Source organism: Cloacibacterium rupense (assembly GCF_014645495.1).
GTDB classification, from domain to species: Bacteria; Bacteroidota; Bacteroidia; order Flavobacteriales; family Weeksellaceae; genus Cloacibacterium; species Cloacibacterium rupense.
Genome location: NZ_BMLV01000002.1, coordinates 705,921 through 726,939, shown reverse-complemented (window position 1 = coordinate 726,939; position 21,019 = coordinate 705,921). Strand labels below are relative to the sequence as shown.

Genomic DNA, 21,019 nt, shown 5'->3' with positions numbered 1-21,019 from the left:
ATTTTAAAGAACTACGTGTCCTAATTTTTTTAGTTTTTCGTGGTTAAGGATTTTAATATTTCTTCCTTCCACTGCAATATAATCATCTTGCTTAAACTCTGAAATTAATCTAATAGCACTTTCTGTAGCTGTTCCTATTAGGTTAGCAATTTCTTCTCTTGTTAATGAAATTTTGATAAACCCTTCAGGATCTGTTCCTAATTTTTGTTCTAAAAGGAGTAATACTTCTGCTAATCTTTCTCTTACTGTTTTTTGTGCTAAGAAAGTTACTGTGTTAGAACTTTCGCCCAACTCGAAGGAAATCTTTTGAAGCATCGCATAAGAAAGCTGAGGGTCTACTTCTAATAAATGTAAAAAAACATCACCAGGAATAAATATAGCTTGCAAATCACTCATTGCTTCAGCAGTTGCTTGGTATGCCTCACCTACTAATAAAGAACGATAACCAATGATATCACCTTCTTTAATGAATCTTAAAATTTGTTCTTTTCTATTAAATCCTAATTTGTATAACTTAGCAGTTCCATTTTCTATAAAATAAACACCTTCTACAGGACTGCCTTCTTCAAAAAGAGCTTCTCCTTTATTAAAGAAAACTGTTTTTCTCGCTTCTATGTATTTATTGTAATCTTCTTTAGACAAAATTTCTTTAAATGCTTTGTCATTAAAAACACTAAGGAATTTACTGTCTATGAACTGTTGTTTCTCTAACGACATAAGAATAAGGTATATAAGTTATTAAATATCAGTTTGCAAAATTACGACTTTTTTAAAATTTATCATAATTTATTTTTGTCTTATTTTTGCATTTTTAATAAACAGATGGCAGAAAATTGTTTCCACTGCGGGCAAGAAATACAAAAAGATAGAATTTCCTTCGATGAGAAGGTGTTTTGTTGCAATGGATGTAAATCCGTTTACGAGATTTTAAATTCAAATAATCTCGGGAATTTTTATGAACTTAATAAAAACTCTGGCGTAAGACCAGACGAAATCTCTACTCAGTTTGATTATCTAGACACTCCACAAGTTTTCGAAAAAATAGTAGATTTTTCTGAAGGAAATACTACAGTAGTTACATTTAAAATCCCTGTGATTCATTGTAGCTCTTGCATTTGGCTATTAGAAAGCCTTCAAGAGCTCAATCCAAATATTAAATATTCTCAAGTAAATTTTACCAGAAAAACACTACAGGTTTCTTTTAACCAAAATGAGTTAAAACTTAGTGATTTGGCTAAATTTCTTACTAACCTTGGCTACAAACCTGTTATATCATTAGAAACAGCTGAGAAAAAAGAAGCTCCGGTTGATAGAAGTTTAATCATTAAAATGGCGATTGCAGGTTTCGCATTTGGCAATGCAATGATGTTTGCCTTCCCAGAATATCTAAACACTGGTGCATCTGCAGATTATTGGTTAAAAGAGTTTGCTCCATTCTTCAGATTTCTTACTTTTTTGCTATCTATCCCAGTTGTATTTTATTCTGCTTCTGACTATTACAAATCGGCATGGTTTGGACTTAAAAATAAAATTGTAAATATAGATGTCCCAATTGTTTTGGGGATTTTGGTGCTTTTTGGTAGGAGCATTTATGAAATCGCTACAGATTACGGCCCTGGTTATTTTGACACTCTTTGTGGCCTATTGTTTTTTATGCTGATTGGAAAATATTTCCAGAAAAGAACTTACAGTGCCCTATCTTATGACAGAGATTACAAATCTTTTTACCCTATTGCAGTAACTAAAGTAGATTTCGGAGGTAAGCAAGAAAATATTTTACTTTCTGAAATAAAAGTTGGCGACAGAATTTTGGTGAGAAATCAAGAAATAATACCAGTAGATGGAATTTTGATCAATGGTGAAGGAAACATAGACAACAGCTTCATCACAGGCGAAAGCGCTACTATCTCTAAACAGCCTGGTGATAAAATTTTTGCAGGAGGTAAACAAATCGGCTCTATTCTAGAACTAGAAGTAATCAAAACTGTTAATCAATCATACCTTACTCAACTCTGGAACAAAGAAGCTTTCCGAAAAGAAGAACTTGGGTTAGATACATTAGTTAACAAAATATCTAAATATTTCACTTTCATTATTTTAGGAATTACATTACTAGCAGGAATTTATTGGTATCAAATTGATTTTGAGAAAATGTTTCAGGTAGTTTCTGCTATCTTAATCGTAGCTTGCCCATGCGCTTTAGCACTTTCTACTCCTTTTACCATGGGTCATATTATGAGGATTTTGGGCAGAAACAAAATGTATGTAAAAGATGCGCTTACCATAGAAAAAATGGCGAAAATAGATACTTTAGTTTTTGATAAGACAGGTACTATTACTTACAATAAAAAGGCAAATATTTCTTATGAAGGAAAGGAGATTTCGGAATTTGACATAAAAAATATTAAATCTTTACTCAAAAATTCTAACCATCCACTTTCTAAATCTTTGTATGATTTTATAGAAACAGAAGATCAATATTTCACCATCGAAAAATTTACAGAAACCGCAGGAAAAGGCTATGAAGCAGAATTGAGAGGTAAGCGATATAAAATAGGTTCTGCAAGTTTTACAAACCAACAATCAAAATCTTTGGAAACTGCTGTTTATATCCAATGTGAAAATGAATTTTTAGGGAAATTTATTTTTAAGAATGAATACAGAGAAGGGCTATCTAACATGGCAAGGCATCTTAATCATTATGAATTGCATGTACTGAGCGGAGATAATTCTTCTGAAGAAGAAATCTTAAAAGAATTAATCCCTAATATCACACAAATGAGATTTAACCAGTCCCCTGAAGACAAACTAGAATACATAAAATCTCTACAAGAACAGGGCAAAAAAGTAGCTATGTTAGGCGACGGATTAAATGATGCTGGCGCACTGAAGCAGAGTAATATTGGCATTGCAATAGCAGATGATAGCAATTCTTTTACTCCAAGTTCAGACGTCATAATGAATGGTGAAGTATTAACCGAACTTCAGAGCTATTTTTCGTTAACAAAAGATGCGATGAGTATTGTAAAAATGACTTTTATTGTAAGTTTATTGTATAATGTAGTCGGATTATCGATAGCAATTTTAGGTAAAATGTCTCCTTTAGTTGCTGCCATCATTATGCCTGTAAGCTCTATAAGTGTAGTTGCATTCACCTCATTATCAACTTGGTTAAGAGCCAAAAAATATTTTTAATTTAATATTAAGACTAAAATATCTTATTTAGAATTTTTATAAATTAGTTTTGTTTTTTGAACATATGACTAAAATCATTAAAAATCCTTAAATTTGGGCATTAATTCCTTATTATATTTGTAAATAGTGGAAATACTCTATTTGATGATAATTTGTAGCGTATCGCTCGCAATTATCTTTCTAATAATTTTTATTATTAGTGCAAAAAACGGACAATTTGAAGATGATGAATCTCCGGCTGTAAGAATATTACTGGAAGAGAAGAATAATGAAATTGAAGAAAAAACTGAAGTAAAGAAATAAAATTAAAGTGATTAGTTAATATGGAAACACAAAAGTTTAGTTATGACAACAGCATTGTGCGCGCTTTCCTGTATGCCATGGTAGTCTTCGGAGTGGTAGGCTTCTTGGTAGGGTTAATCGTAGCTGCATTGCTTTTCTACCCAGAACTTCCGGAAATTATTTTCGGTACTGACGACTCTACAGTGAGTGCAAACAGTAACATTATGGGTCTAGTAAAAACACAAGGAGCATTTGGTTTCGGTAGATTGAGAATGTTACACACTAGTGCTGTAATCTTCGCATTCGTAGGGAACTGTATTTTTGCTGGTGTTTATTATTCTCTTCAGAGATTATTGAAAGCAAGAATGTTTAGTGATGTTCTTTCTTGGATTAATTTCTGGGGATGGCAATTAATTGTAGTAACTGTAGTGGTTACTTTCCTTATGGGGATTAATACTTCTAAGGAATACGCAGAACACGAATGGCCAATTGACATTATGATTGCGCTAGTTTGGGTAGTATTTGGTATCAATATGTTTGGTACAATTGCTAAAAGAAGGGTAAGACACCTATATGTAGCCATCTGGTTTTACATTGCAGGATGGATTGGTATTACCATGCTTCACATTTTCAACAACTTAGAGGTACCTTTATCTTTCAGCGGCTGGAAATCTTATTCTGCATATGCTGGGGTAAAAGATGCTCTAGTACAATGGTGGTATGGTCACAATGCGGTAGCGTTTTTCTTAACTACACCTGTATTAGGTTTAATGTATTACTTCATGCCAAAAGCAGCAGATAGACCTGTATTTTCTTACAAACTTTCTATCATTCACTTCTGGTCTTTAATTTTCGTTTATATCTGGGCTGGTCCTCACCACCTTATATATACAGCTTTACCAGCTTGGGCTCAAGCTTTAGGTACTACTTTTTCTATTGCTCTTATTGCTCCATCTTGGGGAGGTATGCTTAATGGTTTATTAACATTGAGAGGAGCTTGGGATAAAGTAAGAGAAAATCCTGTTTTAAAATTCTTTGTAGTAGCTGTTACTTGCTATGGTATGGCAACCTTCGAAGGTCCGCTTTTAGCTACTAAAACTTTAAATAAAATTGGTCACTTTACAGACTGGGTAATTGGTCACGTACACATTGGTGCATTAGGATGGAATGGTTTCATTGCATTTGGTATGTTGTATTATTTATTACCGATTCTTTGGAGAACTAAATTATGGTCTGTGAAATTGGCAAATTGGCATTTCTGGCTAGGTACTTTAGGTATTATATTCTATGCTGTTCCAATGTATATTTCTGGTTTCACTCAAGGATTAATGTGGAAACAATTTAACCCAGATGGCACATTGCTTTACAAAAACTGGCTAGATACTGTAACTGCGGTTATTCCTTACTATCAAATGAGATTTGTAGGTGGTTTATTATATTTTTCTGGCGCTATTTTAATGGTTGTCAACTTAATTGCAACGGTAAGAAGCGGTTCTTTCTTAAAAGACACCCCAGTAGAAGCTCCTGCACTTGCAAACATAGGTTCTGCAAGAAAAGAAGGAGAAAGCAAACACCTTTGGTTAGAGAGAATGCCGCTATATCTTTCTTTACTATCATTTGTAGCTCTTGCTATTGGTGGTATGATTGAAATTATACCTACATTAACGGTAAAAGATAATGTGCCTACTATTACTTCTGTTAAACCTTATTCACCACTAGAATTAGAAGGTAGAGACTTATACATAAGAGAAGGCTGTAATTCTTGTCACTCTCAGATGATTAGACCATTCAGAGATGAAGTGGTAAGATTTAATGGTAAAAATGGACAATATTCTAAAGCTGGAGAATTCGTCTTTGATAGACCATTCCTTTGGGGCTCAAAAAGAACTGGGCCAGATTTACATAGAGAAGGAGGTAAAAACCCAGATACTTGGCATTTCAAACATATGCTAAACCCTAGAGTTACCTCTCCAGGTTCTATCATGCCTAGATATCCTTGGTTAATCTATAATGAACTAGATAGAACTAAAACTAAAGACAAAATTAGTCTTCTTAAAAACGTATTCGGAGCTCCTTATACAGATGAGGAAATTAATAATGTAGATAAATTAGTAGATGCACAAGCTGCAAAAGTAGTAGAAGGAATCTATTCTGGAGACCCTGAAATTAAAAAAGCTATTGAAGAACAAAAAGCTAAAGAAGGAGACAAATTTGTACCTCTAGAAAAAAGAGAGATTGTAGCATTAATTGCTTATCTACAAAGACTAGGTACAGATATTAAAACTGCTGATGTAAAAACAGCAAGTAATAACTAAAATCTTAATAAAGGAGTTTTTTCAATATGATACCAAGTAATTTTAAAGATATACTAGCCAATGTAGAAAATGCTGGCCTCTACCAAACAATTTCTATGATATTGTTTATCTTATTCTTCGTTGCCACAGTTTATTATGTTATTAGTAGACCTAAAAAACATTATTCTGAGGTTGAAAAAGCTCCTTTAGAAGATGATAAAAACATATAAGTTCTAAAAATTTAAAAAATCATGAAACATAGAACACCCGTATTTGTAAACATACTAATGATACTATTTATACTAGTATTTGTATTTTACATGTTTGTACAAAATACCTCTTTCTTATCTTCTCCATATTTCTGGGCAACTACTGTAATAGGAATTATCCTAGCTTACATCGGTAATGCTATTTCAGGATTAGCTGAAAATGAGAGATTCAAACTAATGACAGAAGAAGAAAGAGCAACTTTTCTTAAAGAAAAAGAAGTTCCTTACTTCAAAAGATTGTATGATAGTGCTTTCAAAAAACAATCTGATGTTGAAGAAAAAGACATTCTTATCGACCACGGATTTGATGGCATTAAAGAACTAGATAACCAATTACCAAAATGGTGGTTAGGCTTATTCTATTTCGGTGTAGTATATGCAGTAGTTTATTTAATAGCTTATGCAGTTACAGACTTTGCTCATCCTGATAAAGAATATGAAGTTGAGCACAAAGAACAAATAGCGTCTGTAGAAGATTGGATGAAAAAGACTCCGCCGCCAACAATAGATAATGCTAAGTACTCTGCAGATAACATAGCTGAAGGAGAACAAATCTTCAAGACAAACTGTGTATCTTGCCATAGTGAAGGTGGTAAAGGTGGTATCGGGCCAAACCTTACAGACGACTATTGGATTAACCAACCAGAAAAAACTTTATTTAAAAATGTTTTCTATATGGTTGAAAACGGTAGTACTAATAACCCTACTATGCAAGCATGGGGTAAAAACGGTGTATTAACAGGATTCGATATTGAAAAAGTTGCTGCTTACGTTTACCACATTAACCAAGAAATGCCAGATGCAACTGGTGGAGCGGCTCCACAAGGAGAAAAAGCAACTTGGGAAAAGTAATAAAGCTTTAAAATAATTTGTTATAAAAATATGAAAAGTTAATTTTTTATAATAAATAAAAATACAAAATGGCTAATAAAGAAGAACAATTAGGAACAGGCGCTGTAATTGAGGCAGAAACTTTTAGAGATTCGGTATCTACCGTAGATCAATCTGGAGCTAGAAAATGGGTTTATCCCAAAAAACCAAAAGGAAGATTCACCAATTACAGAGACATCGTTACGGTCTTTTTATTAGCCGTTTTTTTTATATTTCCTTTTATTAAAATAAATGGAAATCCTCTACTCAAAATCAATATCATTGATCGAGAGTTCTTTATCCTTGGGCAACCATTTTACCCACAAGATTTCTTCATTCTTGCCTTAGGTGCCATTACCTCTTTAGTATTTATCATCCTATTTACTGTGGTTTTTGGTAGAATTTTTTGTGGATGGATCTGTCCTCAAACAATATTTATGGAAGGTGTTTTCCGTAAAATAGAATATTGGATAGAAGGCGATAGAAACAAGCAAATAAAGCTAGCAAACCAACCTTGGAATTCAGAAAAAACCCTTAAAAAAGGACTTAAATGGTCTATTTATGTGATCATATCACTCATCATTACGCATTGGATGTTCATGTACATTGTAGGCTACGAAGAAGTTCTAAGAATCATGCAAGGTGGCCCAATAGAATATCCTAGCAATTTTATTGTAATGCTCATTTTCACTGGACTTTTCTATTTTGTATTCGCTTGGTTCAGAGAACAAGTGTGCACGCTAGTTTGTCCATACGGTAGATTACAGGGTGTATTGATTGATAAAGAAACCATCAATGTTTTCTATGACTTTAAACGTGGAGAAAACCGTTCTAAATGGAGAAAAGGTGAAGACCGAAAAGCTGAAGGTAAAGGAGATTGTATAGATTGTAACCAATGTGTAGTAGTTTGCCCTACTGGTATAGACATTAGAAATGGTCAACAATTAGAATGCATCAACTGTACCATGTGTATAGATGCTTGCGATGAAGTAATGGTTAAAACTGGCCTTCCTAAAGGTCTAATCAGATACGCTACTCAAGACGAAATAGAAAAAGAACAAAAATTCAAATTTACCACAAGAATGAAAGCTTACAGCTTCGTTCTTATAGCTCTTTTAGGATTTTTAGGATATTTGCTAAACAACAGAGGAGAGTTAGAGGCAAAATTTATAAAACCAGCTGGTAGTAGCTTCTTTATTAAAAATGGTAAAATTAACAATACTTACAACTATACCTTCCTCAATAAGTCTAATATAGACCATACCGTAACAATTAAAGTGATAAAACCTAATAACGGAGAAGTGATTTTTAGCGGAGATAATGTAATTTTGCTGAAAAGAGACAAACTTCTAAAAGGTACTGTAAGCATTAGCTTCCCAGAAAAAGAAATTAAACAGCCAAAACAAAACATTACCATTGGCGTTTATGAAAATGGAAAGCTTCTAGACACTTTCGACACCTATTTTGAAGGTCCTTTTAAATTGCAATTTTAACGTTATAAAATCTTTTTCTTATGAAAAAATTTACATGGGGGCACGGTATTGCTATAGCTCTTGGACTTTTTATTTGTTTTATTCTTTTTTTGATATTTTTCTATGCAAAATTAGCGTTCCCAAACGGTAATGATAATTCAGAATTAGTATCAGACAATTATTATTCAGACGAATTAAATTATCAAAAAGTAATAGACGCCAAAAAAAATGCCGAAGAATTGTCTAAAAAACCTTTCTTTGCGCAATTACCATATGGTATTAGAATTGCTTTCCCTAAAGAAATTATAGATGCCAACGCCCAAGTTCACTATGAACTGTATAATACCAATGACAAATATAAAGACAAAAAAGAAAATATACAGATTGATGCCAACAATACATTTTTAATCCCAAAAGAGCAGCTAAGCACAGGCTCCTACACGTTGAAAGTAAGTTGGAAAAAATCTGATAAAGATTACCAAGTAGATTATGATATAATATGGAAATAGCACTAATAATTGCAGCAATAGGTTTAGGCTTCGCTTCTGGATTTCATTGTCTAGGAATGTGCGGCCCAATTGCTCTTTCATTAGGTTTATCAAAAAAACAACAAGTCAATTTTCATCTACAAAACCTTACATATCAATTTGGAAGAATCTTCACCTATTCATTTTTAGGTGCATTGGTAGGCATCGTTGGAGAAGGTTTTCAGTTAGCCGGATTTCAAAAATACATCAGCATTCTCTCTGGCATTTTACTCATCATAATGGCTCTATTTTCATTTGGTGGTGATTTTGCTTCAAAAATCCCTTCTATCAATAATGCTCTTTTAAAAGTAAAACTAAATTTAGGGAGATTACTACAAAAATCAGATTATTCATCCAGATTCCTTACTGGAGTACTCAACGGTTTTTTACCATGTGGTATGGTTTATATGGCACTTACTGCAAGTTTAGCAGCCGGTGGAATATGGCAAAGCGCCACTTTTATGGCTCTTTTTGGTTTGGGAACTTTTCCTTTTATGTTTGCAGCTGTTCTCTTCGGAAATTTACTAAATGTAACCGTAAGAAATAAAATCCTTAAAATTGTTCCCATTTTTATGTTAGCCCTTGGCGGTTTATTTATATTACGAGGATTAGAATTAGGTATTCCTTACGTATCCCCTAAAAAAGAAGCACTGAAGGTAGAAAAACAAAAAAATTCTGAACCAAATTCAGACAAAAACTGTCATTAAACAATACCCCCCTTTATTTTAATGAAATTTTTATTAAAAAAATATATTTTTTAATAACTAACCCTTATATTTGTATTATAATTTTTGGAAAAACAACAAAAATGAACAAGCAATCCCTAAAAAATATAATTCAAAATTCAAATTCACAGAATTGCGCAAATAACATGCAGCAATGCATAAACTATGGAATCGGAGGCTAGTTATTAAATAAAAACTTAATAATATATGATATACTCTTCCGATTATTTTGGAAGAGTTTTTTTATACTACAAAATCACATCACAAAAAAATATTATGAAATCTACATTACCTAATTTAGAACACGCAAAAGAAACATTTCCATTAGTAGAAATAGTTCTAGAAGGAAACATTACTTTTAAAGACTTGATAGACACTATTGATTATCAATACAATGTACCTTACACTCTAGTAAAAGCTGATGTAGAATACTTTGGCAAAAACAATTATGGAAATATACTTCTACAACTAAATGGAGCAAAAGAGATAAACGAAACCGCTTTTCAATTTTTCAGAAAAAATAAAATTAAAAATGTAATTAAAGGATATGTATGAATGTGAAAATTCACTTTTACTTTCACCACAAAACCACCGAAATTTCGGTGGTTTTGTTTTATAACATAAAAAATATTATTCTTAATCAATCATTTCAAATCTGGCATATTCTGCTACTTTTTTCGGAAGTTTAATGCCTCCTTCCACTTGATTATTCTCTAATAAAGCCGCCATAATTCTTGGCAAGGCCATTGCAGAGCCATTTAGAGTATGTGCCAATTGTGTTTTTCCGTCACCTTTTATTCTGCATTTTAATCTATTCGCTTGGAAAGTTTCAAAATTAGAAACAGAAGAAACTTCTAACCACTTTTCTTGCGCCGCACTCCACACTTCAAAATCATAAGTCATAGCAGAGGTGAAACCCATATCACCACCACAAAGTCTCAAAATTCTGAAAGGTAATTCTAAATCTTCTAAAATAGATTTTACGTGAGCTACCATTTCTTCTAAAGCTGCATAAGAATTCTCTGGTTTTTCTATTCTTACAATTTCTACTTTTTCGAATTGGTGAAGTCTATTTAGACCTCTAACATGAGCGCCATAACTACCAGCTTCTCTTCTATAACATTGTGAAAAAGCTGTATTTTTAATTGGCAAATCTTTTTCATCTATGATAACATCTCTGTAAATATTAGTCACAGGAACTTCAGCTGTTGGTATAAGATATAAATCATCTAAACCAACATGGTACATTTGCCCTTCTTTATCTGGTAATTGCCCAGTTCCGTAACCAGAAGCTTCGTTTACAACGTGTGGAGGATTCACTTCTAGATAACCTGCATCTGTATTTTTATCTAAGAAATATTGAACCAAAGCTCTTTGCAACCTAGCACCTTTTCCTAAATAAACTGGGAAACCAGCACCCGCTATTTTCACGCCCAATTCAAAATCTATTAAATTGTATTTTTTCGCCAATTCCCAATGTGGGATAGCACCTTCGCCTAAACCATGAACTTCGTGAGATTGATAAACCACCTCATTATCATCAGCAGAAACACCAGCCACTACTTTTTCATAAGGAATATTAGGAATAAGATATAAAATATTTTGGAGAGAAACTTCTATTTCCGAAAGTTTAGCCGTAAGTTCTTTGGATGATTCTTTGTACTGAGCAGTTTTTGACTTTGCAACTTCTGCTTCATCTTTTTTACCATCTTTCATTAGCATACCTATTTCTTTCGAAATTTTATTGATTTCCGAAAGCTGAGTATCTAACTCTAACTGCGTTTTTTTTCTTAAATCATCTAGTTGAATAGCTTCATCTACCAACTCTAGGTTCTTGAAATTTCTTTTTTTAAGACCTTCTACTACGCGTTCTTTTTGTTCACGTAAAAAACTTACTTGTAACATCTTTATTAATTTGAGATTTATGATTTGAGATTTGAAATGAGTTGCTTTATTGAATTGCATATCAAATCTCAAATGATTGTTGCAAATTTACGGAATTATTTCACGATTTTTACAATATTAGCTTCATCACTTACTTTTGTGAAAACCAATTTGTTATTATACCAAATTTTCGAGACTTTAAAAAAATTCGGATCATTTAAATATAGAATTTTAATCGTGTCAAGGTCAGTGACTTCAACATCACTAATTGTTTTGGTAAGATTAATATAAAATTCTGATTGGTAATTTTCAGGATATTGACCTGAAGTAGTTTCTAAAATTCTAGTTGCACCTGCTGCATAATCTAAATAAGAAACATTGCCTGCATCTTTTTTTATAGAAAACGTGGTAATCGGTTTAAAAGCAGTATTGGGATCATTGAGATCTAGAAGCGCTATCTTTTTATAAGCTGTAGCATTTTCTGTATTAAGCAAATCTAGACCATTTTTGTCTGAAATATACAGATTCACCACTTGATCAATTTTTTGTAAATCACCTGCATCCTCTCCTCTGCATGAGAAAAGAAGTATTGAAATCATTGAATAAAACAAAATTTTTAATTTCATTTTACAAAGATAGAATTTTAGAGATTTAAAAAAATTTAATTAAAAAAAATTCCAAAAAAAATCGAGCAATAAGCCCGATTCTATTATTTTTTTATTTTATAAAACCCGCCCAACTTCTTTTCAAAGGAAGTAAAAAGTCTAACAAATAATTCACATAAGTATCTTTTGAAAAATCAAAAACCTCTACTTCATCAGAAATTTCGCCATTTCTAACAGCGGCTCTAAAATCAGTGAGTTTCATAGTTTTCACCTCTCCGTTTTCTTTGTAGCAAGCCTTCATTCTATCAAAAATTCCTAATTGATATTCGGCTTCTATCTCTCTCATCACACCATTTAGAGAATCCATAGAACAGCCAGAAGCTTGCACTTTTTCTTCATCTACAGTAATGATAATAAATTGTTTGTGGTCTATTTTAAATGAAGATGTTAATCCTTTTCCGTGAGCGTTCCAAGTGGGGAGAAAATCATACAATTTCTCTGTAATTTCTTTTACTTCTTTAGCTGTTAAAGCTCTAGAAGCAGGATAAATAATGACTTTAAAATCATTAGTTTCTACTATCGTTGATTCATCTATTTTCATAATTCTTAACTTTGGAAGATGGAAGTTAGAAAATGGAAGAAACACTTCTGACTTCCATCTTTTGGCTTCCGACTTTTATAAATCTTCTGCTTCAGCAATCAATTCTACAATATCTTTTACAGCAACTTCTTCATTTTTGTTAAAATGTTTTACTCCATCTGTCATCATGGTATTACAAAATGGGCAACCTGTTGCTACAACATTTGGCTGTAAAGCAAGAGCTTCTTCTGTTCTTTCGATATTGATGTCTTTATTGCCCTTTTCAGGTTCTTTAAACATTTGTGCACCTCCTGCTCCACAGCACAATCCGTTGGTTTTGCAACGTTTCATTTCCACCAATTCTGCATCTAATTTTTCTAGCAAAACTCTTGGTGCTTCGTATTCATCATTGGCTCGTCCTAAATAGCAAGGATCGTGGAAAGTGATTTTTTTGCCTTTGAAATTTCCTCCTTCTATTTTCAATCTTCCTTGTTCCATCAATTGTTGAAGCAATTGCGTGTGATGCATTACTTCATAATTACCGCCTAAACTTGGGTATTCGTTTTTCAAAGTATTGAAACAATGCGGGCAAGCCGTCACGATTTTCTTTACTTCGTAAGCATTAAGAATTTCGATGTTTGTAAGTGCCATCATTTGGAAAATAAACTCGTTTCCGGCACGTTTTGCTGGGTCACCAGTACAAGATTCTTCTTGCCCTAGAACCGCAAATTCTACCCCTACTTTATTGAGGATTTTTGCAAAAGCTTTGGTGATTTTTTTGGCTCTATCATCAAAACTTCCTGCGCAACCTACCCAAAAAAGAACTTCTGGAGATTTTCCTTCGGCAGCATATTCTGCCATTGTTTTTATATGTAAATCCATTTTAATGTAAAATGTATTATGTATTAATTTAAATATTTTTTAATAAAGAATATTGTACTCCTTACTTGGAATTTTATACAAAATCTAACTTTCGTTTGCCCAATTTAATCTATCTGCTTGATTGTATTGCCATGGCGCTGCGTTGTTTTCAATATTCGTCATCATCATATTCAATTCTTGTGGCGCTGCAGATTGTTCCATCACCATAAATCTTCGCATTTCGAAAATAATAGATAGTGGATCAATCAAAACAGGGCAAGCTTCTACACAAGCGTTACAACTAGTACAGGCCCAAAGTTCTTCTTTGGTGATGTAATCATTCAAAAGTTTCTTGCCGTCGTCTAAAAATTTTCCGTTTTTGTTGATATTTTTGCCGACTTCTTCTATTCTGTCTCTAGTTGACATCATTATTTTACGTGGAGAAAGTTTCTTGCCTGTAATATTTGCCGGACAAACTGCAGTACATCTACCACATTCTGTACAAGAATACGCATTGAGTAACTGAACTTGATTGAGATCAAAAACATCTTCTGCCCCGAATTTTGCAGGTGGCTCTGCGCTTTCTGGCGGTGCAGCATATGGATCTGCATTTGGGTCCATCATCAATTTAATTTCTTGGGTTACAGAACTTAAATTATTGAATTTTCCTTTTTTCTCAAGATTGGCGTACCAAGTATTTGGGAATGCGAAAATGATGTGCAAATGTTTAGAATAATAAAGATAATTCATAAAGAATAAAATCCCTACAAAATGAAACCACCAAGCTCCTTTTTCTATAAAATGTAAAAAACCTTCACCAAAACCTAGCGAATTGTAAATTGGTGCAATTAAATTTGAAGAAATTGGGAAACTGCCATGAACCAAACCTTCTTTAGACATTAAAAGATAATCTGCTGCATTCATTTTGAAGAAAGCCATCATCAATGCAAATTCTATTAAAAGAATCCAATTGGCATCATTTTTAGGCCAGCCTTTTAAATCGATAGAAGATAATCTAGGAATTTTGATTCCGTTTCTTCTGATAAAAAATGCCACTACAGCTATTACTACTAATGCTGCTAAAATTTCTAAAGTTGCAGTGAAAATACCGTACAATGTATCTCCGAAAATGGAAGCTAGAAAACGATGTGTGCCGAAAATTCCATCTACAATGATTTCTATCAATTCAATATTGATAATCACAAAACCAACATAAACAAATAAGTGAAGAATGGCTGCTACAGGCCTTGCTTTCATTTTGCTTTGCCCTAAAGCCACTTTAGCCATTACTTTCCACCTTTCAGAAGGATGGTCTGTACGATTAATTTCTCTTCCTAGCTTAATGTTTCTATAGATTTCTTTTAAACTTTTAAAGAAAAGTCCGAAACCTACAATTAACAAAAGAAGGAATAAAACATTATCTATATATTGCATATCAAAGTTTTTGTTTCCTTCAAAAATACGATTTTTATTTTTTACCGAAAACAGAAATATTTATGTATCGCTTAGGATTTTCTTTTAAATCTTTAATCAGCAAATTCAGATTAGTAGAAGTTTCATTTAGGTTGTTGTAAAGAGCTTCGTCTTTGGTAAGTTTACCTAAACTGCCTTGTCCGTTTTCTATGCCAGCTATTACTGCATTTAGTTTACCAGAAACTTCAGACAATTTTTCTACTGTTTGATTTAGTTTTTTAGTATCGATATTTTCTGCTACTTTTCCATATTTATCCACTGCATTTTTTGCAGATTTCATGGTTTCATTAGCATTAGAAACTACGTCTTCTATTCCTTTTTGGTTACTTGAAATCAATTTATTGGTGCTTTCAGAAGTGGCTTTAAAAGAAGCAACCGTTTGGTTTAAACTCATTAAAAGCGCTTTGATCTCTCTTCTATTTTGTTCATCTAGCATTTTATTGGCAGAAGCAACGGCTGAATCAACTTTAGTCAAAACACTTTGCAATTGGTCTTTAACTGGGCCTACTTGAGAAGAAAGACTATTCATAAGAGAAGATTGGTACGCCCCTTGTAAAGTATCACCATCTTTGGCTAAAGGCGCTTTGTCATACACTAATCTAATTCTAAGCTCTTTTCCAGACATAATCCCAGGTTCAAAGATTTCTGCTTTAGAGTTTTTTGAAAAACTATATTGTTTATCTACCAAAAGTTTTACTACAAAATATAGTTTTCCGTCTGGGGCAGTTTGAGGAATAATTTTTTCTACTTGACCTACCTTTAATCCATTAATAGAAATCGGATTAGATTGTTCTAAACCTTCTACATTATCAAATTTTGCGTAGTAAATATTATCTGTAGTAAAGAGGCTTTTTCCTTTCATAAATTGAAATAGGAAAAAGAAACCAACAATTGCCAATAAGGCGATCAATCCTGCTTTAATTTCTCTTGTAAATCTCACTGTATCTTATTTAATAAAGCGCAAATATACTACTTTTATAAAGAATGGAATGTTACAAAATATACAGATTAACTTAACAAAAAAGCGACCTTAAAAAAAGTCGCTTTTAAATATTATGAATTTTGAATTATTTAGATTGTGAAGCTTTTTCCCAAACTTCTATTCTATAATCTTCTATATCAGCATTATCCTGCAAACTTTTCAATAAAGATTGACCAAACATTTGAGCATTTTGCTGCTGCATTGCTTGCATTATTTGTTTTACATCACCAGGTTGTTTGTTCGTAGTAATATTTTTTCTAGTCACTACATAAACCCCAGTAAATCCTTCTACAGGAGCAGAAACCTTATTATTAGCAACTCCAAAAGCTGCACCAGCTACTTTAGGCTCCATGCCACCTCCAATCATTGGTGAGAACAGGTTTACTTGTCCACTTTGTTTAGTTGTACCGAATAATTTTGCAACTGCGTCTAGGCTTCCAGCTTTTGCATTATTGATTTTTTCAATAATCATTTTCGCTAAAAGTTTGTTTTTAACAATTGGCTCTATTTGGTCTCTAACAGATTCTGGGTCTGCAATTCCAGCTTCTTGTTTTCCATTGACATACACTACAACATAATCTCCATTACCAGTAGTAAAGATATTGCTATCACCTTTATTTCTTTCTCCGTTAAATGCCCAAGCTAAAATCTCTTCATCTTTATCACTTCCTAAACCTGGTATTTGCCCTTGAAATCTTTGTACAGATTTAGGGTTTTGGAAGTTGAAGTTTTTCTTTTTAGCAGCATTTGCAAATTCATTGAAACTTTTCCCTTGAATAGATTGAATGAAAGTATTAGCTTCTGTATATACTTTATTTTCAGTTTCTTTAGATGCTTTTACGTCTTTTGCCAAGTTTGCAATCTTATAAACTGGCATTTTATTTTCGTTAGCAATAATGTGATACCCGAAGTCTGTCTCTACAACACCTACAGCTCCTTTAGGATTAGCTTTTACCCAATCCCCGAATGGTTTTGCTAAGCTATTATCGTTTTGCAAAATCCAATTTAAAACACCTCCTCTTTGCGCAGCACCTGGCTCATCTGACATTTGTACAAATTCTGTGAACCTTGTTGGATTAGCCTTCACTAAAGCACCAATACTATCAGCTAACTTTTTAGCTTGTTCTTTAGTTCTGGTTTGTTTTTCATCTGCTCTCATTGCTCCTTTATAGGCAAAAAGAATATGCTTTGGAAGCGTAGCTTCGCTCTTACCTACCAATTTGGTAACGTAATATTTTTCACCAGACTTATATGGCCCAAAAAACTGACCTCCTGAAGCTCCTTTTACAAAACTTTGAGCCTCTTGCGGAATTTCTTGTTCAGAAACATATGAATATTTAATCTGTGCTTCAGAATTTAATTCTACAAACATAGAATCATTCGGTGTATTTTTGAAACTTTCAAGACCATTTCCATTATCTACACCTACATTGTATAATTGATTGATATCTTTCAATGCTAATGCTTCGTCTGCAGCACTTGCTTTAGCTGGGAAAAACACGATTCCAAGATTTCTAGACGCAGGAGACTTAAACATCACAGGATGTTTTTGAATGTAGTCTGCTAGATCTTTAGTTGTAACTTTTACAGGATTTTTTACTGCAAAATTAGTGTAATCTACTTTTACAAAATCGATATTTGCCAATTGGTCTCTTTGCTTAATAAGTTCAGTAGCTTCTTTTTTATTGGCAGTAATTCCGGTAGAGACATTTGCAAAAAGTTGTCTTGCCATCATTCTATATTCGATGGATTTTTTCACTTTTAACCACTCATTATATTGGTTTACATCTCCTTGTTTCAGGTCTTCTATTTGTTTTTTAACTTGAGCCAATTTGAAGTTTCCTTTCTCATCATAATTTTGAGGAGCACTTTGTATAGAAAACATTGGGTCAAACTGAAGTTGGTTCCAGAAGATTTCATCAGTAAGTTTCAATCCCATTTTTTCAAACTGTTGTTTGATGAGTTTAGACTGCACCAAAGTTTGCCAAGCTTGTTCTTCTAAGCCTTGCTGTGGTTGCCCTTGTGATTGTTGTTGCAATAAACCTAATTGATCATTAAATTCATCTCTTGTGATTTCTTCACCATTTACCTTACCTAGAATATTTGGATTTTTACCAAACATTTTATCCATACTATCTGGATTTACCAAAAACGCTAATAGCGCGATGAAAATCATTCCCAATAATAACCAAGGTCTCTTTCTTATTGAAGCTGTAATTGACATTTTATATATAAGTATTTAAAATCAGTGTGCGAAAATACGCAATTTTAATATAATACAGAAATTTTATCGCTCATTTTCAAACCTGTAAAATAAAAAAAGGAAAATTTGTCAAATTTCATTCTTGGCATAACTATTGTGCCTTATAATTATAATAGGAAAAATGAAAAGACAAATTGAATTCTGTCTTATAAAATCAATTCTCCTAGAAATAAAAATGACAAATTGTCATTTTTCAAAATTTTGTATAATTATGATTGAAATAGAAGATATCGCATTAGAGAATTTATTAGAAGACGGTTTCAGCATAGTAGCCGAAGAAGATACTACTGAAACCAAACAAGAAAAAGCACAAAACGTTTTCCCAATACTGCCTGTAAGAAACATGGTGATGTTCCCAAAAGTGGTCATCCCAATTACCGCAGGAAGAGAAAAATCTATTAAACTACTAGAAGATTCTCACAAAATAGGCGATTTGATTGGCGTGGTGAGTCAGAAATTTTCAAATCTAGAAAATCCTACTGAAGAAGATTTGTACACCGTAGGAACCATCGCTAAAATCATTAAAATCATAAAATTACCTGATGGCAATATCTCAGCAATTACAAGAGGTGTGCAAAGATTCAGAATTAAAAATTACATTCAGACAGAACCTTATTTTTTAGCTGAAATAGAAAAATTGAAGGACTCTACCACCAAAAAGAAAGAAGAGTTCGAAGCTTTAATAGACAACATTAAAGATCTAGCAATCAAAATTATAGACTTAGACCCAAACATTCCTGGTGCTGCTAATTTTGCGATTAGAAATATAGAAAATCAAGAAGATTTACTCAATTTTATTTGTACCAACGGAAATTTCGGTTCAGAGGCAAAACAAAGACTTTTAGAAGAAAAATCATTGATGAATCGTGCCAAAAAATGCTATGAACTAATGCACGATGATTTCAGAAAATTAGAATTAAAAAACCAAATTCACCAAAAAACTTCTAAAGACTTAGACAAACAACAGAGAGAATATTTTCTTAATCAACAAATAAGAACCATCCAAGAAGAATTGGGCGGCGGAACTGAAACAGACGTAGAAGAACTGAAGAATAAAGCCGAAAAAATCTCTTGGAACGCTGAAATTGAAGAACATTTCCAGAAAGAACTGAAAAGACTTCAACGTCTAAACCCGAATGCGCCAGATTATAATGTGCAAAGAAATTATTTAGACTTTTTCACAGAATTACCTTGGAACACTTATTCTAAAGATATTTTTGATATTCCTAAAGCCGAAAAAGTACTTAATAAAGACCATTTTGGTTTAGAAGACATCAAAAAGAGAATTTTAGAACACATGGCGGTTCTAAAACTCAAAAACAATATGAAATCACCGATTTTGTGTTTGGTAGGCCCTCCTGGAGTTGGTAAAACTTCCCTCGGAAAATCTATTGCAGATGCATTAGGCAGAAAATATGTAAGAATGAGTCTGGGCGGCCTGCACGATGAGTCTGAAATCCGAGGTCATAGAAAAACGTACATTGGTGCCATGGCAGGAAGATTGCTACAATCCATCAAAAAATCAGGGACTTCTAATCCTGTAATTGTATTAGATGAAATTGATAAATTGGGACAAGGAATTCACGGTGACCCAAGTTCTGCGCTTTTAGAAGTTCTAGACCCAGAACAAAACCACAGTTTTTATGATAATTTCTTAGAAATTGGTTACGATTTATCGAAAGTGATGTTCATAGCCACTGCCAATTCGCTTTCTACCATACAAACTCCGCTTTTGGATAGAATGGAGGTGATTCAATTATCTGGTTATACGATAGAAGAAAAAGTTGAAATTGCCAAAAGACACCTTATCAAAAAACAGATGGAAGAGACTGGTCTCCAAAAAGATGCCTATAAACTAGGAAATAAAGAAATTGCACACGTAATAGAAGCTTTTACCAGAGAAAGTGGTGTAAGAAATTTAGAAAAACAAATTGCTAAAATTTCTCGTTGGGTTGCTTTACAAATTACAATGGAGAGAGAGTATGAACCAAAAATTTCTATTGAAAAAATAGATGAAATTCTAGGTGTACCAATGTCTAAAAACTCATCTGAGATGATGGATGTTCCGGGTGTAGTTACAGGTTTAGCTTGGACTTCAGTAGGCGGCGATATCTTATTCATAGAGAGCATTTTAAGCAAAGGAAAAGGCAACCTTTCGATGACAGGAAATCTAGGAAATGTAATGAAAGAATCTGCCACTATTTCACTGGAATACATCAAAGCAAAACACGAAGGTTTAGGCATTTCTTTAGAAGATATCGAAAATAAAAACATTCACGTTCACGTTCCAGAAGGAGCCACCCCGAAAGATGGACCAAGTGCAGGAATTGCGATGCTAACCAGTATGGTTTCTAGTTATTTAAATAAAAAAGTGAAACCACATCTTGCAATGACGGGTGAAATTACTTTGCGTGGAAAAGTGCTGCCAGTTGGTGGAATTAAAGAAAAACTTTTGGCAGCTGTAAGAGCAGATATAAAAGAAGTAATTTTATGCGATGACAACAAGAAAGATGTAGAAGAAATCAACAAGAAATATCTCAAAAATATAAAAATCCACTATGTAAAAACCATGAGCGAAGTGGTGGAATTGGCGATTGAGAAGTAATTTTTTGCCACGAATGCACTAAAACTTTAAATAAATCAATAATGCATTTGTGCATATAAACTACATTTATTCAAAATTTAAACAAAACCTCATCTATCTTTGGTGAGGTTTTATTATTTTTATCAAAAATTA

18 protein-coding genes are annotated in these 21,019 nt (G+C 33.0%); 10 read left to right on the top strand and 8 right to left on the bottom strand.

Annotation, left to right across the window (positions count from 1 at the left end):
- Positions 1-3 precede the first annotated feature (3 nt).
- Positions 4-717: a Crp/Fnr family transcriptional regulator gene (locus tag IEW40_RS07375; RefSeq protein WP_188617422.1), complete on the bottom strand. Its 714-nt coding sequence runs from the start codon at positions 715-717 to the stop codon at positions 4-6.
- A gap of 105 nt (positions 718-822) precedes the next feature.
- On the opposite strand from IEW40_RS07375, the gene IEW40_RS07370 reads away from it, so the two are divergent.
- The 9 genes from IEW40_RS07370 to IEW40_RS07330 all read left to right on the top strand — a co-directional run bounded on the left by IEW40_RS07370 (position 823) and on the right by IEW40_RS07330 (position 10,189).
- On the top strand, positions 823-3,195 hold the full coding sequence (locus IEW40_RS07370; protein WP_188617421.1) for a heavy metal translocating P-type ATPase: 2,373 nt from the start codon (positions 823-825) through the stop codon (positions 3,193-3,195).
- A 126-nt stretch (positions 3,196-3,321) separates the two neighbouring features.
- On the top strand, positions 3,322-3,498 hold the full coding sequence (gene ccoS / locus IEW40_RS07365) for a cbb3-type cytochrome oxidase assembly protein CcoS (RefSeq protein WP_262891244.1): 177 nt from the start codon (positions 3,322-3,324) through the stop codon (positions 3,496-3,498).
- A gap of 20 nt (positions 3,499-3,518) precedes the next feature.
- A complete protein-coding gene (ccoN, locus tag IEW40_RS07360; RefSeq protein ID WP_188617420.1) occupies positions 3,519-5,792 on the top strand; it encodes a cytochrome-c oxidase, cbb3-type subunit I in 2,274 nt (757 codons plus the stop codon).
- Positions 5,793-5,818: 26 nt separating this feature from the next.
- Complete coding sequence (locus IEW40_RS07355) at positions 5,819-6,001, top strand: cbb3-type cytochrome c oxidase subunit 3 (protein WP_188617419.1); 183 nt, start codon at positions 5,819-5,821, stop codon at positions 5,999-6,001.
- A gap of 21 nt (positions 6,002-6,022) precedes the next feature.
- Positions 6,023-6,892, top strand: a complete 870-nt coding sequence (locus IEW40_RS07350; protein ID WP_188617418.1) for a cbb3-type cytochrome c oxidase N-terminal domain-containing protein — start codon at positions 6,023-6,025, stop codon at positions 6,890-6,892.
- A gap of 68 nt (positions 6,893-6,960) precedes the next feature.
- A complete protein-coding gene (gene ccoG, locus IEW40_RS07345; protein WP_188617417.1) occupies positions 6,961-8,403 on the top strand; it encodes a cytochrome c oxidase accessory protein CcoG in 1,443 nt (480 codons plus the stop codon).
- A gap of 20 nt (positions 8,404-8,423) precedes the next feature.
- The gene (locus IEW40_RS07340; protein WP_188617416.1) at positions 8,424-8,891 is read left to right on the top strand and encodes a FixH family protein; all 468 of its coding nucleotides are present in this window, start codon (positions 8,424-8,426) and stop codon (positions 8,889-8,891) included.
- The gene (locus IEW40_RS07335; protein WP_188617415.1) at positions 8,882-9,616 is read left to right on the top strand and encodes a sulfite exporter TauE/SafE family protein; all 735 of its coding nucleotides are present in this window, start codon (positions 8,882-8,884) and stop codon (positions 9,614-9,616) included. Before IEW40_RS07340 ends, IEW40_RS07335 begins: the two co-directional genes overlap by 10 nt.
- A gap of 294 nt (positions 9,617-9,910) precedes the next feature.
- Entirely contained in the window at positions 9,911-10,189 is a 279-nt protein-coding gene (locus IEW40_RS07330) for an NIL domain-containing protein (RefSeq protein WP_188617414.1), read from the top strand.
- An 81-nt stretch (positions 10,190-10,270) separates the two neighbouring features.
- Here IEW40_RS07330 and serS read toward each other — a convergent pair whose 3' ends face one another.
- The 7 genes from serS to IEW40_RS07295 all read right to left on the bottom strand — a co-directional run bounded on the left by serS (position 10,271) and on the right by IEW40_RS07295 (position 18,243).
- Positions 10,271-11,539 (bottom strand): serine--tRNA ligase, encoded by a 1,269-nt coding sequence (gene serS, locus IEW40_RS07325; protein ID WP_188617413.1) that lies wholly within the window; start codon positions 11,537-11,539, stop codon positions 10,271-10,273.
- A gap of 95 nt (positions 11,540-11,634) precedes the next feature.
- On the bottom strand, positions 11,635-12,117 hold the full coding sequence (locus tag IEW40_RS07320) for a hypothetical protein (RefSeq protein WP_188617412.1): 483 nt from the start codon (positions 12,115-12,117) through the stop codon (positions 11,635-11,637).
- 118 nt (positions 12,118-12,235) lie between these two features.
- Positions 12,236-12,724 (bottom strand): hypothetical protein, encoded by a 489-nt coding sequence (locus tag IEW40_RS07315; protein WP_188617411.1) that lies wholly within the window; start codon positions 12,722-12,724, stop codon positions 12,236-12,238.
- A 75-nt stretch (positions 12,725-12,799) separates the two neighbouring features.
- Positions 12,800-13,585: a (Fe-S)-binding protein gene (locus IEW40_RS07310; RefSeq protein WP_188617410.1), complete on the bottom strand. Its 786-nt coding sequence runs from the start codon at positions 13,583-13,585 to the stop codon at positions 12,800-12,802.
- Positions 13,586-13,669: 84 nt separating this feature from the next.
- On the bottom strand, positions 13,670-14,998 hold the full coding sequence (locus IEW40_RS07305) for a 4Fe-4S dicluster domain-containing protein (protein ID WP_188617409.1): 1,329 nt from the start codon (positions 14,996-14,998) through the stop codon (positions 13,670-13,672).
- 34 nt (positions 14,999-15,032) lie between these two features.
- A complete protein-coding gene (locus tag IEW40_RS07300; protein WP_188617408.1) occupies positions 15,033-15,977 on the bottom strand; it encodes an MlaD family protein in 945 nt (314 codons plus the stop codon).
- A gap of 127 nt (positions 15,978-16,104) precedes the next feature.
- Positions 16,105-18,243: a peptidylprolyl isomerase gene (locus IEW40_RS07295; protein ID WP_188617407.1), complete on the bottom strand. Its 2,139-nt coding sequence runs from the start codon at positions 18,241-18,243 to the stop codon at positions 16,105-16,107.
- Positions 18,244-18,493: 250 nt separating this feature from the next.
- Here IEW40_RS07295 and lon point away from each other — a divergent pair, with 250 nt between their 5' ends.
- A complete protein-coding gene (lon, locus tag IEW40_RS07290) occupies positions 18,494-20,887 on the top strand; it encodes an endopeptidase La (RefSeq protein WP_188617406.1) in 2,394 nt (797 codons plus the stop codon).
- The last annotated feature ends 132 nt before the right edge of the window (positions 20,888-21,019 follow it).